This window comes from Bacillus sp. NPDC057893 (genome assembly GCF_042796455.1).
GTDB lineage: Bacteria > Bacillota > Bacilli > Bacillales > Bacillaceae_G > Bacillus_A.
On record NZ_JBHVNG010000001.1, the window covers coordinates 130,342 to 143,858 of the forward strand.

Annotated in this window: 13 protein-coding genes and 1 other annotated feature; of the genes, 7 read left to right on the forward strand and 6 right to left on the reverse strand. The window is 37.5% G+C overall.

Translation table 11 applies throughout. The features are described from left to right. The first annotated feature begins 139 nt into the window (after positions 1-139). From ACFVQC_RS00800 to leuS, 6 genes are all read left to right on the forward strand, one after another. Positions 140-328: a hypothetical protein gene (locus ACFVQC_RS00800; protein WP_002067637.1), complete on the forward strand. Its 189-nt coding sequence runs from the start codon at positions 140-142 to the stop codon at positions 326-328. A 112-nt stretch (positions 329-440) separates the two neighbouring features. After that, positions 441-1,007, forward strand: a complete 567-nt coding sequence (locus ACFVQC_RS00805; protein ID WP_377890808.1) for a tyrosine-type recombinase/integrase — start codon at positions 441-443, stop codon at positions 1,005-1,007. A gap of 41 nt (positions 1,008-1,048) precedes the next feature. Further along, on the forward strand, positions 1,049-1,546 hold the full coding sequence (locus ACFVQC_RS00810; RefSeq protein WP_215574018.1) for a cation:proton antiporter regulatory subunit: 498 nt from the start codon (positions 1,049-1,051) through the stop codon (positions 1,544-1,546). A 3-nt stretch (positions 1,547-1,549) separates the two neighbouring features. Continuing rightward, a complete protein-coding gene (locus ACFVQC_RS00815) occupies positions 1,550-2,773 on the forward strand; it encodes a cation:proton antiporter (protein ID WP_016106407.1) in 1,224 nt (407 codons plus the stop codon). A 190-nt stretch (positions 2,774-2,963) separates the two neighbouring features. Then, complete coding sequence (locus ACFVQC_RS00820) at positions 2,964-4,157, forward strand: MDR family MFS transporter (RefSeq protein WP_377890811.1); 1,194 nt, start codon at positions 2,964-2,966, stop codon at positions 4,155-4,157. 51 nt (positions 4,158-4,208) lie between these two features. Then, positions 4,209-4,427: a binding site (T-box leader), on the forward strand. Positions 4,428-4,492: 65 nt separating this feature from the next. Next, entirely contained in the window at positions 4,493-6,901 is a 2,409-nt protein-coding gene (gene leuS / locus ACFVQC_RS00825; RefSeq protein WP_215574017.1) for a leucine--tRNA ligase, read from the forward strand. A gap of 27 nt (positions 6,902-6,928) precedes the next feature. Here leuS and ACFVQC_RS00830 read toward each other — a convergent pair whose 3' ends face one another. Next, positions 6,929-7,354, reverse strand: a complete 426-nt coding sequence (locus tag ACFVQC_RS00830) for a GNAT family N-acetyltransferase (RefSeq protein WP_377898119.1) — start codon at positions 7,352-7,354, stop codon at positions 6,929-6,931. Between the two features lie 162 nt (positions 7,355-7,516). On the opposite strand from ACFVQC_RS00830, the gene ACFVQC_RS00835 reads away from it, so the two are divergent. Beyond that, the gene (locus ACFVQC_RS00835; protein ID WP_377897209.1) at positions 7,517-8,605 is read left to right on the forward strand and encodes a VrrB protein; all 1,089 of its coding nucleotides are present in this window, start codon (positions 7,517-7,519) and stop codon (positions 8,603-8,605) included. 44 nt (positions 8,606-8,649) lie between these two features. Here the strand turns inward: ACFVQC_RS00835 and ACFVQC_RS00840 are convergent, their stop codons facing one another. From ACFVQC_RS00840 to ACFVQC_RS00860, 5 genes are all read right to left on the reverse strand, one after another. Then, on the reverse strand, positions 8,650-9,072 hold the full coding sequence (locus ACFVQC_RS00840) for a pyrophosphohydrolase domain-containing protein (RefSeq protein ID WP_002034433.1): 423 nt from the start codon (positions 9,070-9,072) through the stop codon (positions 8,650-8,652). A 249-nt stretch (positions 9,073-9,321) separates the two neighbouring features. Next, the gene (locus ACFVQC_RS00845) at positions 9,322-9,507 is read right to left on the reverse strand and encodes a hypothetical protein (RefSeq protein WP_000038778.1); all 186 of its coding nucleotides are present in this window, start codon (positions 9,505-9,507) and stop codon (positions 9,322-9,324) included. Positions 9,508-9,600: 93 nt separating this feature from the next. After that, complete coding sequence (locus tag ACFVQC_RS00850; RefSeq protein ID WP_377890814.1) at positions 9,601-10,680, reverse strand: Ger(x)C family spore germination protein; 1,080 nt, start codon at positions 10,678-10,680, stop codon at positions 9,601-9,603. Continuing rightward, a complete protein-coding gene (locus tag ACFVQC_RS00855) occupies positions 10,656-11,750 on the reverse strand; it encodes a spore germination protein (protein ID WP_377890816.1) in 1,095 nt (364 codons plus the stop codon). The genes ACFVQC_RS00850 and ACFVQC_RS00855 overlap by 25 nt, the downstream gene beginning before the upstream one ends. A 16-nt stretch (positions 11,751-11,766) precedes the next feature. Then, positions 11,767-13,517, reverse strand: a 1,751-nt coding sequence (locus ACFVQC_RS00860; RefSeq protein ID WP_377897211.1) for a spore germination protein, incomplete at its 5' end; no start/stop codon positions are given.

Genomic DNA, 13,517 nt, shown 5'->3' on the forward strand with positions numbered 1-13,517 from the left:
AGGGGGTGCTCGGTATTTTTATTATTTTCAGAAAAAATAATAAAAAACGTTGATATGTTACTTAATTGTGTTATAGAATATAATTAAGTAACATAAACTGAATGTATAAAGTAGCAGGAACTGAAAGGAGGAATCTAACTTGCAGAAAGAAGATGGATCTTTATTTGAAGTTATAGGTATAGCGCTAAGGTCCAAAGAAGTTTTACTATTTTCATTTTTATCCCTCGTTATTTTTCTAACCGCAACGTATTTTTACAATAGTAAGTTTCCAAATCATAAATATCCAGAATTTTTAGGTGCATTAAAGTATATCGCTCCAATTGTATAGCGTAAAAAATTTAAAAGGAAATGGATAATACATGGAATTCCCATAGCATGATAAGGTAAAATGGACAACATGATGAGAAAATTACCGTTCATAAGATGAGGAGAATACATGTATGGAAGTTGTAGAGGCATTAAAAGATATAAGCCAAATTGAGGCTATGAAAAAATATTTGAAAGAGCATTCCCAGCGAGATTATCTTTTATTCGTTATTGGAATTAACACGGGTTTAAAAATTACTGAACTACTGAGCATTAAATTCGAAGATGTATTAAATGAAGATGGAACTGCTAAAGAGTTTTATTCTCTTCCTGTGAAAGATGAAAAATTTAAACAAGATATTTATTTAAATACAAAAGTAAAAGAAGCGCTTTTAGCGTACGTACAATCTTTTGATATTCAAAGAGAAAATTATGTATTTCAATCTAATAAAACAACAAATTCAATTTCGCGCCAACAAGCTTATCGTGTTATTCATAGTGCAGCTGAAGCGGTTGGGATACTTGGTAAGATTGGAACGAATTCTATGCGAAAAACGTTTGGATTTCATGCGTATAAAAGAGGAATAGCAATCGCGCTGTTGCAAAAACATTTTCATCACGCGACCCCATCAGAAACGCTCAAGTATTTAGGGATATCAAAAGATGAAAAGTTTAAAACAGAGATTGATGTAGATTTGTAAAAGGAAAGAGCCGTAACTAAAAAAAATTAGGAGGCGGGAATATGAATATTAGAGAGAGTGAACTACCGGGCATTGGATGTAAATTTGAAGTGATAACAAAAGGTAATGAAAAAATGGTTATTGTTATTCACGATGATGGAAGAAGGGAAATGTATCATTTTGATGCCGATCATGATGAGAGTATTTCAAGCATTTCTCTTCGCGATTCTGAAGCAAGACAAATTGCGGCTATATTAGGCGGAATGGTATATAGACCACAAGCTTTAGATACAATTGAAATGGCTTTTGAAGGATTATCAATTGAGTGGTTTAAAATAGAAAATAACGCACCAGTGGTTCAGAAAACAATTGGTAGTTTAAGTGTTAGAAAAACATATAACGTAACAATCATTGCTATTTTGAAAAAGAATATGAAGAAGTTCTTTAATCCAGGCCCAGATTCAATTATTGATGCTGGTGATATGCTCGTATTATCGGGCGAAAGACATGAAGTGAAAAGAATCATTAAGGAATTACTTTCAGCAGGAGGTGATTCGTAATCGATGGATACTTTAATTTTTGAAGTTGGAACTGCGCTAGTATTAGTAGCTTTTGCAGCTATCCTCGCTGCAAAGTTAAAGTTTTCGATTATTCCGTTTCTCATTATACTCGGTATGCTAGTGGGGCCTCATGCCCCAGATTTAGGACTTATCGATTTAAGGTTTATTGAAAGCGGAGAAGTTATTTCCTTCCTCGGCCGTGTTGGCGTCATATTCCTCCTATTCTACTTAGGCTTAGAATTCTCAATAAAAAAATTAATTAAATCAGGAAAGTCGATTGCTTTTGGGGGTAGTGTTCATATATCGCTTAATTTCATATTAGGTTTACTTTATGGATATATAATGGGCTTCCCCTTACTAGAAACATTAATTATTGCTGGAATTATTACAATCTCATCGAGTGCAATTGTAGCGAAAGTAATCGTTGATTTAAGAAGAACTGGTAATAAAGAGACAGAACTAATTTTAGGAATCATTATGTTTGATGATATCTTTTTAGCTGTATATTTATCAGTTGTTTCAGGATTAGTACTCGGAGGTGCAACATCATTTGTAGGTGCTCTTACATCCGTGTTAATCGCAGTAGGATATATGTTACTATTCTTTGTAATCGCTAGAAAAGCTACGCCGTTCCTAAATAAAGTATTAGATATTTCGTCAAACGAAATTTTTATTATCGTAATATTCGCTATTTTATTCTTTGTAGCAGGATTTTCAGAAACAATTCATGTTGCGGAAGCGATTGGGGCTTTATTGTTAGGACTCGTCTTTTCAGAAACAGAGCATAGTGATCGAATCGAGCATCTCGTTGTTCCGTTTCGTGATTTCTTTGGAGCTATATTTTTCTTCAGCTTCGGTTTAAGTATAGATCCGTTTTCGCTTGGAGGAGCAGTATGGTTGGCATTAGGAGCAGTTTTCATTACTCTCATCGGTAATTTTACAGCTGGAATGATTGCAGGGCGTAAAGCCGGGTTATCGCATAAGGCTTCTACGAATATCGGTTTAACACTTATATCACGTGGGGAATTCTCCATTATTGTCGCGAATCTCGGAATAGCGGGTGGCTTAATGGCAACGATTAAACCATTCTCAGCTTTATATGTTTTAATATTGGCGTCGTTAGGGCCATTATTAACGAAGGAGTCTGGGAGAATATACTCTCTACTAGACAAAATATTTAAATGGAGTGCTAAAGAAAGTGCAAAACGTAAAAAGGAAGTTGGATAACCTTTCGCGAGGGAACGATTCCATTATTTATAGATTAATATTTTACAAAGACGATTAGAATACATTCTAATCGTCTTTGTGCTATTATCTGAATTTCATCAACTATTAATCAGTTGCCTTCCTATTTAAAAACGACTACAATTTTACTGTTATATATATGAACGAAAAAAAGAGAATAGGAGGGGAGACTATGCCAAGGAAAGTATGGCTATTAGTAGCTGGGATGATTATTAATGTCACGGGTGCTTCTTTTTTATGGCCTTTTAATACAATTTACTTACATGATAGTTTAGGGAAATCTTTATCAGTGGCCGGAATGGTATTAATGATTAACTCGCTTACTGGTGTAATCGGAAACTTACTCGGCGGTGTTTTATTTGATAAATGGGGCGGTTATAAATCAATTTTAGTAGGGATTGTCATTACACTCGTATCGATTTTAGGTCTTGTGTTCTTCCACGGATGGCCGTTATATGTTGTGTGGTTAGCATTAATCGGCTTCGGTTCTGGAATGGTGTTTCCATCGATGTATGCGATGGTTGGGACGGTTTGGCCAGAAGGCGGACGAAGAGCGTTTAATGCGATGTATGTTGGACAAAATGTTGGTATTGCTATTGGAACAGCGTGCGGTGGATTAGTTGCGTCTTATCGTTTTGATTATATTTTCTTAGCGAACTTTATTTTATACTTTGTTTTTTTCTTAATTGCTTTTATTGGATTCCATGGTATGGAAGACAAAAAAGAGCCAGGAGTGCAAAAGGAAATCGAAACGAAAAAAGGGTGGACGCTTACACCTGGATTCAAAGCACTTCTTATTGTGTGTGTAGCATATGCTTTATGCTGGGTTACATACGTACAGTGGCAAGGTGCAATTGCAACGCATATGCAAGAATTAAATATTAGCCTTCGTCACTATAGTTTATTATGGACGATAAACGGAGCGATGATTGTTTGTGCGCAGCCGCTCGTTAGTATGCTAATTCGCTGGATGAAGCGTTCTTTAAAGCAACAAATTATGATTGGAATTATCATTTTTGCGGCGTCATTCATTGTGTTAAGCCAAGCGGAGCAATTTACGATGTTCCTCGTTGCGATGGTGACATTAACAATTGGTGAATTATTCGTATGGCCAGCAGTTCCGACCATTGCAAATATACTTGCACCGAAAGATAAGTTAGGATTTTATCAAGGGGTCGTAAATAGTGCGGCGACTGTAGGGAAAATGTTCGGACCAGTCGTTGGCGGAGCAATTGTTGATATATACAATATGGAAGTATTGTTTATAGCGATCATGGTAATGCTTGTAGTAGCGCTTATAGCAACGAGTATTTATGATAGACGAGTAAAAGTAGAAGAAACAGTTGAAGAAAAAATTGCAGTTTAGTTTGACGGAACATGCAACATGTTTTAGAATATATTTAATTAACTCATATTTGTAATAACAGTGAGAAGGAGTAGTAGTAATAGAAGCTGGTTTAGAGAGTTGACGGTCGGTGCAAGTCAATCCACGTTTCGTTATGAACTCGCCTTTGAGTTGCAGTTGTGAAATCATTAGTAGCAATTGCCGTTAATCCACGTTACGGATCTAAGCGAATGTATTTATTACATTAATTTAGGGTGGTACCGCGGGAATCTATAACCTCTCGTCCCTTTCTAGGGATGAGAGGTTTTTTGTATTTTGGGCGGTGAAAATAAATAGAATTTCAAGGAGGGTATCTCATGAGCTTTAATCATCAAGAAATTGAGAAGAAGTGGCAAGGTCATTGGGAAGAGAATAAAACATTCCGTACGCCAGATGAGACAGAAAAACCAAAATTTTATGCGCTAGATATGTTCCCATATCCATCAGGTGCAGGCTTACACGTAGGTCATCCAGAAGGTTATACAGCGACAGATATTTTATCTCGTATGAAGCGTATGCAAGGATATAACGTTCTTCATCCAATGGGATGGGATGCATTCGGTCTTCCAGCAGAGCAATATGCACTTGATACTGGAAACAGCCCGGCAGAATTTACAGAGCTTAATATTAATACGTTCCGTAATCAAATTAAAGCATTAGGCTTCTCTTACGATTGGGATCGTGAAGTAAATACAACAGATCCAACCTACTACAAGTGGACACAATGGATCTTCCTAAAACTATTTGAAAAAGGTTTAGCTTACGTTGATGAAGTACCTGTAAACTGGTGCCCAGCACTTGGTACAGTACTTGCAAACGAAGAAATCATTGACGGTAAGAGTGAGCGTGGTGGACATCCAGTTGAGCGTCGTCCGATGAGACAGTGGATGTTAAAAATTACAGCTTACGGAGATCGTCTATTAGAAGATCTAGATGAGCTTAATTGGCCAGAAAGCTTAAAAGACATGCAACGTAACTGGATCGGTCGTTCTGAAGGTGCAGAAGTACACTTCAACATCGAGGGTACAGATGAGAAGTTCACAGTTTTCACAACGCGTCCTGATACACTATTTGGTGCAACATACTGTGTACTTGCTCCGGAACATGCACTTGTTGCAGAAATTACAACAGCAGATCAAAAAGAAGCTGTAGAAGCTTACATTAACTCTGTTAAAATGAAGAGCGATTTAGAGCGTACAGAACTTGCGAAAGAGAAAACTGGTGTATTCACTGGTGCTTACGCAGTTAACCCAGTAAACGGTGAGAAATTACCAATCTGGATCGCTGATTACGTTCTTGCAACTTACGGAACAGGTGCTGTAATGGCAGTTCCAGCTCACGATGAGCGTGATTATGAATTCGCATCAGTATTCAATCTTCCAATGAAAGAAGTTGTAAAAGGCGGAGATATTACGAAAGAAGTGTACACAGGTGATGGTGCACACGTAAACTCAGCATTCCTTGATGGATTAAATAAAGAAGAAGCAATTGTGAAAATGATTGAATGGCTTGAAGTAACAAGTGCAGGAAATCAAAAAGTAACGTACCGTCTACGTGACTGGTTATTTAGCCGTCAACGTTACTGGGGTGAGCCAATTCCAGTAATCCATTGGGAAGATGGCACAATGACAGCTGTGAAAGAAGAAGAATTACCATTAGTTCTTCCAAAAACAGAGAACATTCGCCCTTCAGGTACAGGTGAGTCACCACTTGCAAATATTGAAGAGTGGGTAAATGTTGTTGATCCTGAAACTGGTAAAAAAGGTCGTCGTGAAACAAATACAATGCCACAATGGGCTGGTAGCTGCTGGTACTACCTACGCTACATCGATCCAAACAACAGCGAAGCACTTGTAGATCCTGAAAAAGTAAAACAATGGCTTCCAGTTGATATTTATATCGGCGGAGCAGAGCACGCTGTACTTCACTTACTATATGCTCGTTTCTGGCATAAAGTATTATATGATATCGGTGTAGTTCCAACGAAAGAACCGTTCCAACAATTATTCAACCAAGGTATGATCTTAGGTGAAAACAACGAGAAAATGAGTAAATCAAAAGGTAACGTTGTAAACCCGGATGATATTGTAGCAAGCCACGGTGCAGATACACTTCGTCTATACGAAATGTTCATGGGACCATTAGATGCTTCAATCGCTTGGTCTGAAAATGGTCTTGACGGAGCTCGTCGTTTCCTAGACCGCGTATGGCGCCTATTCATTCAAGATAATGGTGAATTAAGTGAGAAAATTACTGATGCACCAAATAAAGAGCTTGAAAAAGCTTACCACCAAACAGTGAAGAAAGTAACAGAAGACTATGCAGAGCTTCGCTTCAACACAGCGATTTCTCAAATGATGGTATTCATCAACGATGCATACAAAGCTGAAACACTTCCGAAAGAATATGTAGAAGGTTTCGTAAAAATGATTGCACCAGTTGCACCTCACATCGGGGAAGAACTATGGAGCAAGCTTGGATACAATGAAACAATCACATATGCAAGCTGGCCAACATTTGATGAGTCTAAACTTGTAGAAGATGAAGTTGAAATCGTTGTTCAAATTATGGGCAAAGTTCGTGCAAAATTAACAATGAGTAAAGACGCATCAAAAGAAGAAATGGAACAACTTGCACTTGAGGAAATCAAAGAACAAATTGAAGGGAAAACAGTTCGTAAAGTAATTGTTGTTCCTGGAAAACTTGTTAACGTTGTTGCAAACTAATTAATTATTAATAAAAGCTCAGAGCGTTTATGCTCTGAGCTTTTTTATGTGAAAAATAATCTCTGGATCACCTTCATTTAAGTTTTCGATCATTCCACTACGCATAAATCCATTCGTTTTAAAAACTTTTTGCATATTTGTATTCGGTTCGTTCGTTGAAGAGAATATTTTTTGAGTAGGAGAATGCCTTAACGTATATGAGATTAATGAGCTTGCATGACCTTGTCTTCTTTTCGTTGGCGAAACAATGATTAATGAGAGGAAAGTATAACGAAAGAAATTTGTATCGTATGTTAGAAAACCAAAAATGGAATTGTCTTCTTTTGCAATTATGCAGTTTCCTTCATCGATAGCGTGTTTAATATAATTTCGTCTACTATCGTCTCCGATTACAGCGACATCTATATCTCCGATTGAATCTAAATCAGTTATTTCAGCCTTCGTTATGATCATCAATACAACGCCCTCCTTTTAGAGTGAATAATCAGTTAATTGCTTTTGACACGAATGGAGAACAAATAAAAAAGCGCGGAATTCCCATATAGACAAACACCTATTCTTCTATAGAAAATATGATAAAAAAGGTAGGCTAAATGAGAAGAAGAGGTGAAAGTAATGAAAGGAATGGATAATAATGCACCGCATGGCTTTATGGTAGGTGAGGAAGACGGTTATGCACAGATGATGTTAATGGGGGGCGCTGGACAGCAAGGATATGGAGAAATCCCAATGTGGATGGGAGGAGCAGGAGGAGGCTTTCCAGGGGGAATGGGAGGATTTCCAACATCAGTAGCTGGAGCACAAACAGGCTTTCCAGGGGGAATGGGAGGGTTTCCAACATCAGTAGCTGGAGCACAAACAGGCTTTCCGGGGGGAATGGGAGGATTTCCAACGTCGGTAGCCGGAGCACAAACAGGCTTCCCAACATTTGTAGGGGGAGCACAGGGTGGAGTTCCTGTAGGTATGCCAACTACATTCCCATCTTTCGTTGGAGGCGTACAAACAGGATTTCCTGTACCTGGCGTTGGTGTTGTAGCTGGTGGAATCGGCGGCTTCCCTCAAGGTGTTCATGGTCATCATGTGCACCACGGTCATCATCAACATCATGGCCATCAACAGCATCACGGTCATCAACAGCATCACGGTCATCAACAGCATCATGGCCATCAACATCATGGCCATCAACAGCATCACGGTCATCATCAACAACAAGTACATCACCAAGGCCATCACCAAATTCATCCGCAGGCTGTTCTTTATCAAACTCATCAAGGTCAGCAGCATGATCACCACGGTCAACATCACCACCACGGTCAACATCACCACCATGGTCAACATCACCACCATGGTCAACAGCATCACCAAGGCCACCATCAGCAACAAGTACATCACCAAGGTCATCACCAAGCTCATCCGCAGGCTGTCCTTTATCAAACTCATCAAGGTCAGCAGCATGGTCACCACGGTCAACATCACCACCATGGTCAACATCACCACCAAGGTCAACAGCATCACCAAGGTCAACATCAACATCATGGTCAACAGCATCAGCATGGTCAGCAGCAACACCAAGGTCAACAGCAATATCAGCAATATCAGCAGCAACAACAGCCTTGGGCAGGTGGAATTGGAGCAGGGACTGCAGCAGGAGCAGCAGCTGGTACTGCAGGAGCAGCAGGACACGCGGGACACGTGGGTCATTAATGAATTGCAGGAAAAAAGACATAATAAAAAACTGCTAGGAGATCCTAGCAGTTTTTTTCAGCTTCTTGGCGCTGACGTTCGATTTCCGCACGAAGTTGTGGTTCCGGTGCTTGCCATCCTTCTGGCTTCATAATTTTGCCATCGCCCTCGCGGAATCGAGGCTTTCCATCAGGGAATAGTTTTGCCATGTTAGCATTGTTTACAATTTCAAATCCTTTATCTGGACGTACGCCCATTTCTGCAAACGTTCCGAATGCAAAGTAAATAAGGTCAATAAGTGCATCATATTGATCTTCAACAGTTGTTGCTTCTAGAAATTCTTCTAACTCTTCTTGCATAAAGCTAGCACGAATTTTTGCACGCTCTTCTGTTAGTTTTGTTGGAGTACTTGTCACAGGATGTCCGAACTCTTCATGCATTTTTGCAACAAGTTCGTATCCTTTATCTAAACCTTTTTCGTTTGTCATGTTGTTTCATCCTTTCTTACGTTATGCCGAAGTTTATCCCGCATTAACGGGCAGTAAGACTCCCACCTCAAAAGTCGCAAATGCGAGGAAGCGAGGTGGGAGATAACTGCCCGTAAAAGCCCGATTGGTGAAGGCTAATAATCAGCGGGGAATGGACAAAATCCCCACTGATTAAAGTTTCACTTTATTGTAACATAAGGTAGTTATTAAATAAAAAGAACATCTTATGAGAAATAAGATGTTCGCTCGTTATTCTTCTTTCTTAATTAAAATGGATAAAATAAGATCGATGCCAAACATTCCGATGAGTAGCATTGGTATAACGACAAGTAAATAACGTGTGAAAGAAACATTTTTTAAGTATGTATGAGCAAATAAAAAGACGCCGAGAAATAAAATACCATTTAAAATAGGTTTTACTAATTTTTTAGACATAAGCTCCCCCGTAAATATCTTTTCTCTCTATATTTGGTAATGAAAAACTCCTCTCTCCGTTGTATCATGCCGGAGGGAGGAGTTCAATCATTATCATTCAATTACGCCAGAATTTGTAATGTTAACTGTGTATTTTATTGTAATGGGAACATCTTTGTACATTTTTCTCCACTCTTCTAATTTGAATGAGCGATAATGTTCTTTGTATCTTGCACCAAGGCCGAGCGGATCCACATTTAAAGATTTAAACTGTTTAATTAGTTTGTTAGCTGTTGCATCTAATTGTTTTTCAACTGATTTTTCTATTTTTTTTGTGTTCTTTTTATTGTCTAAGTTGAACTGTTTAGATATTTCTTGAATACGCGCTTCTAGTTTGACGTGTATAAAAAATGATGGTTTTCCGTCTTTAATATTTACTTGGTAATTAGGGACGGAGCGAATATTATTAATGATTGTGTATCCAGAGTTTGCTTTAAATTCATGTGAATCTAATCGGTGTTTTTCCAATAAGCCTTTAAAGGCAAACATATCATGATAATTAATTTTGCCAATATATTTATCTCCTTTTAAAAGGCCGATGCCAGTAATTTTTATTTTATCTTTATCTTTTTTGAGAATTGGTAAATAGGAATCTTGGCCTTCACGATAATATCGATAAGCTCCTAAATGTAGATTGTCAGTAGGTAAAGGGCCTGTTTGCATATTATGGTCTAACATTTTCTTTATATAAATGGCAACGTTAGATGATGTTGTATATTTACCTTTTAGTAAGTCCATTCCAGTTCCTTCTAATAGACCGACATACATTGAGTTCCCGATGTTCACATCACGAATTAACGTGTCAAAGGAAGTTGATAACCCTTTTTTAGCAATTTTTGTAGTAAATAAAGCAATACGCATTTGTCCGCTTGCAAACGGTTGAGAGGATTCTAAAGAAGTATCCGCTTTTACTTGTTTTACTGCGTTTCCTACTCCTTCAAAGACTTGAACTTTATTCCCTTTTTTCTGTATAGGACAAACGAATGTGACTTTTACTTTATTATCTTTTGCTGTATCAAAAACAGTCCCTTGAATTAGGTTAACATCATCGATAATATTTTTTTGTAAGCAACCAGTTAGACTAAGGACGCTGATACAAGAAAGAAGCATTAATTTTCTTTTGATTTTTTCCATTTTCTTTTCACCCACACAATAATAAATAGAATTGGGATGTATATGTATATAAGCCAAAAACTAATCCTTGATGCATTACTAATAAAATCGTTAATATCATGTCTGTTCGTTAAAAGCTGTGAAATAATGAGGGTAATGAGCATAAAAGCAATTAAAACACCTCTTTGTTTTACACGAAATATTTCGTGTGTTCCTCTTGTTGCTGCCCATAACGGAAGGATAAAACTCGTAACAATAACGAGTGCATAAGCGGAAATTGCAATATATTCTAGTCTTTCAATGAATGGTAATTGGATTACCTGGGTCATAGAAAGTTGTGACCATATCGTTTTTAATAATTGTTTCTCACTAAAAAATGCAAAGGCTAAAAGGGTACTAAATAAATATAGAAGATTTGAAAATAAAGCTCCGTATTGAGCGAATTTATGAGATTGTTTCGGATTTTTCACAAATGGATAAACCATGAGATAAATTTCAAACCCTGTCATACTGTAGATTGACAGATTGGCGGCTTTTAAAATATCTGAAAAAGAATGTGTGAACATAGGTAGTAAATTAGACCAATGTGAGTATTTCAAAACGAATAGGCTAAGCAATAAATATCCCAATGTACCGCCAACTGAGATGACACAAATGCCAGTAATTACGCGAAAACCAGAGGAAATAATGTAATAGCTAACTAGGCATAAACAGAGTGTTAACATAAAAGTTGAAGCGGTAGGAAACATCCATACTTGAATAATTTCAACGTATGTTCGAATGACTGAAATACTAACAGTTAAAAAATAGGCTATAAAGATGAGATTAATGCCGTTTCCTAGCCATTTTCCAAACGTTTGTCGCTGTAAATCAATTAAATTTCCGTTTGTTTCTTTTAACAAGAAATACATCATCCATAGGAGAATATGAATGATGATTCCTGTGAGAAGGACACCTATCCAGCCATCGTATCCTGCTGCTTTCGCAATAATTCGGGCAAATCCGAGAACACCAGCACCAAATTGTGCACCGTGAATTAAAAAGAAAACGAAGACGGGTGATATTTGGTGTTCGGCTTTAATTTTACTCATCGATGCACCTCATTTCTTAATCATCAAAATCTGACGTATGTTTCGTAGAAATTCCATTAGTTGCTTTCTTTACGTGTTGCGGTCTTGCTTGAACATCTCGAGTATCAATCATTGTTAATGGAAAACGAATCCAAGAATCTTTAAAGGATTGTTGTCTCGTTGGATAAAAGAGAGCGTACGGCTTACGTAAAGAAGTAAGTCTAAACAAATGGGTAAATAAAAAGATAAATCCAAGAGATATACCGAAGAGCCCACCTATTTCTGCAAATGCGAGAAATGGGAAACGTAGTAAACGAACGGCGTTACCCATTTTATAAATGGGCGTAATAAAGGAAGCTAACGCTGATAAGGCAACGATAATTAATAAAATATTACTCGTTAAACCAGCTTGCACGGACGCTTGCCCGATTACGATACCGCCTACAATACCGAGCGTTTGTCCGACCTTCATAGGTAACCTTGCTCCAGCTTCTCTTAATAAATCAATCGCAAGTTCCAAGAAAAGTGCTTCTATTAAAGGGGGAAATGGTACTTGAGCCCTTGATAAAATCAATGTTTCAAGTAAGTCACTCGGAACTAATTCATAATGATAATTCAAAACTGCAACGTATAATGGAGTTGCACAAATTGAGAATAGAACAGCGATCAATCTTAAAATCCTTGAGAATGTAGCGTATAGCCAAGAAACGTTATAGTCTTCTGGTGAAATGAAAAAATCGAAATATGATACAGGTGTTAATAGGACACTCGGAGAACCATCAACAAAAATAGCGATTTTCCCATCAATAAGTGCTTTTGTGACTCTATCAGTGCGTTCTGTATTTATATAGAGAGGGAAAATTGACTTTTCACCCATTAATTCTTGTATATAAGCACTATCATTAATTTGATCATATTCAAGAGCGCGTAATGATTCCTCTAGAAAATCTACATTATCTTTTTCAGCTAGGTTGTCTAAATACATCATGACAACTTTTGTTTTTGAAAACTCACCGATAATCATTTCTTTTGTGTTTAAATCTAAAACAGGAAGGCGTTTTCGTACTAAATTAATATTCGTATCAATATCTTCTACGAATCCTTCTTGTGGCCCGATAACGGTTGATTCGTTTAATGGAGGAGTTGGTGCACGATAATTATCAATTGCAATGTTTGCAAGCATACATTTTTGATCTTGTTGGTTCAATTGAATAATCGCATGTCCCTTTAAAACCATGTCCTCAATTTTTTGTAAGTCGTTCGTAATTGTAATACCACTCATCGGAATATGTTCTTTCAGCTCTTCTAGTGAAGCGCATGGTCGTTCTAAAAGAGTAGGCATTAAATATTTTTGTAATTTCTCCCCATCAAGTGAAGGGCGATAGTAAGAAATCCAGTAAGGCATCGTTTCATCGTCAGATGTATGATAATTAATAAAATCACTAGACTTTTTTAGCTTCGTTATTAAGTCTTGTAGAGAATGAATGCGGTCCTTTTTTGGCTTACTAAAGTCATAAATGCTGTTACTTCCAGAGCTTTGCTGCTTGTCTTGAGAAGAATCCTCTTGTTTAGAATTTTGCTGCTTGTTTTGAGAAGAATCCTCTTGCTTAGAATTTTGCTGTTTGTCTTGAGAAGGATTGTCTTGCTTAGAACTTTGCTGTTTGTCTTGAGAAGAATCCTCTTGTTTAGAATTTTGCTGCTTGTCTTGAGAAGAATCCTCTTGTTTAGAATTTTGCTGCTTGTTTTGAGAAGAATCCTCTTGCTTAGAATTTTGCTGTTTGTCTTGAG

Coding starts and splice junctions, on each gene's coding strand:
- ACFVQC_RS00805 (WP_377890808.1), top strand. CDS start 441: ATGGAAGTTGTAGAGGCATTAAAAGATATAAGCCAAATTGAGGCTATG.
- ACFVQC_RS00810 (WP_215574018.1), top strand. CDS start 1,049: ATGAATATTAGAGAGAGTGAACTACCGGGCATTGGATGTAAATTTGAA.
- ACFVQC_RS00815 (WP_016106407.1), top strand. CDS start 1,550: ATGGATACTTTAATTTTTGAAGTTGGAACTGCGCTAGTATTAGTAGCT.
- ACFVQC_RS00820 (WP_377890811.1), top strand. CDS start 2,964: ATGCCAAGGAAAGTATGGCTATTAGTAGCTGGGATGATTATTAATGTC.
- leuS (WP_215574017.1), top strand. CDS start 4,493: ATGAGCTTTAATCATCAAGAAATTGAGAAGAAGTGGCAAGGTCATTGG.
- ACFVQC_RS00830 (WP_377898119.1), bottom strand. CDS start 7,354: ATGATCATAACGAAGGCTGAAATAACTGATTTAGATTCAATCGGAGAT.
- ACFVQC_RS00835 (WP_377897209.1), top strand. CDS start 7,517: ATGAAAGGAATGGATAATAATGCACCGCATGGCTTTATGGTAGGTGAG.
- ACFVQC_RS00840 (WP_002034433.1), bottom strand. CDS start 9,072: ATGACAAACGAAAAAGGTTTAGATAAAGGATACGAACTTGTTGCAAAA.
- ACFVQC_RS00845 (WP_000038778.1), bottom strand. CDS start 9,507: ATGTCTAAAAAATTAGTAAAACCTATTTTAAATGGTATTTTATTTCTC.
- ACFVQC_RS00850 (WP_377890814.1), bottom strand. CDS start 10,680: ATGGAAAAAATCAAAAGAAAATTAATGCTTCTTTCTTGTATCAGCGTC.
- ACFVQC_RS00855 (WP_377890816.1), bottom strand. CDS start 11,750: ATGAGTAAAATTAAAGCCGAACACCAAATATCACCCGTCTTCGTTTTC.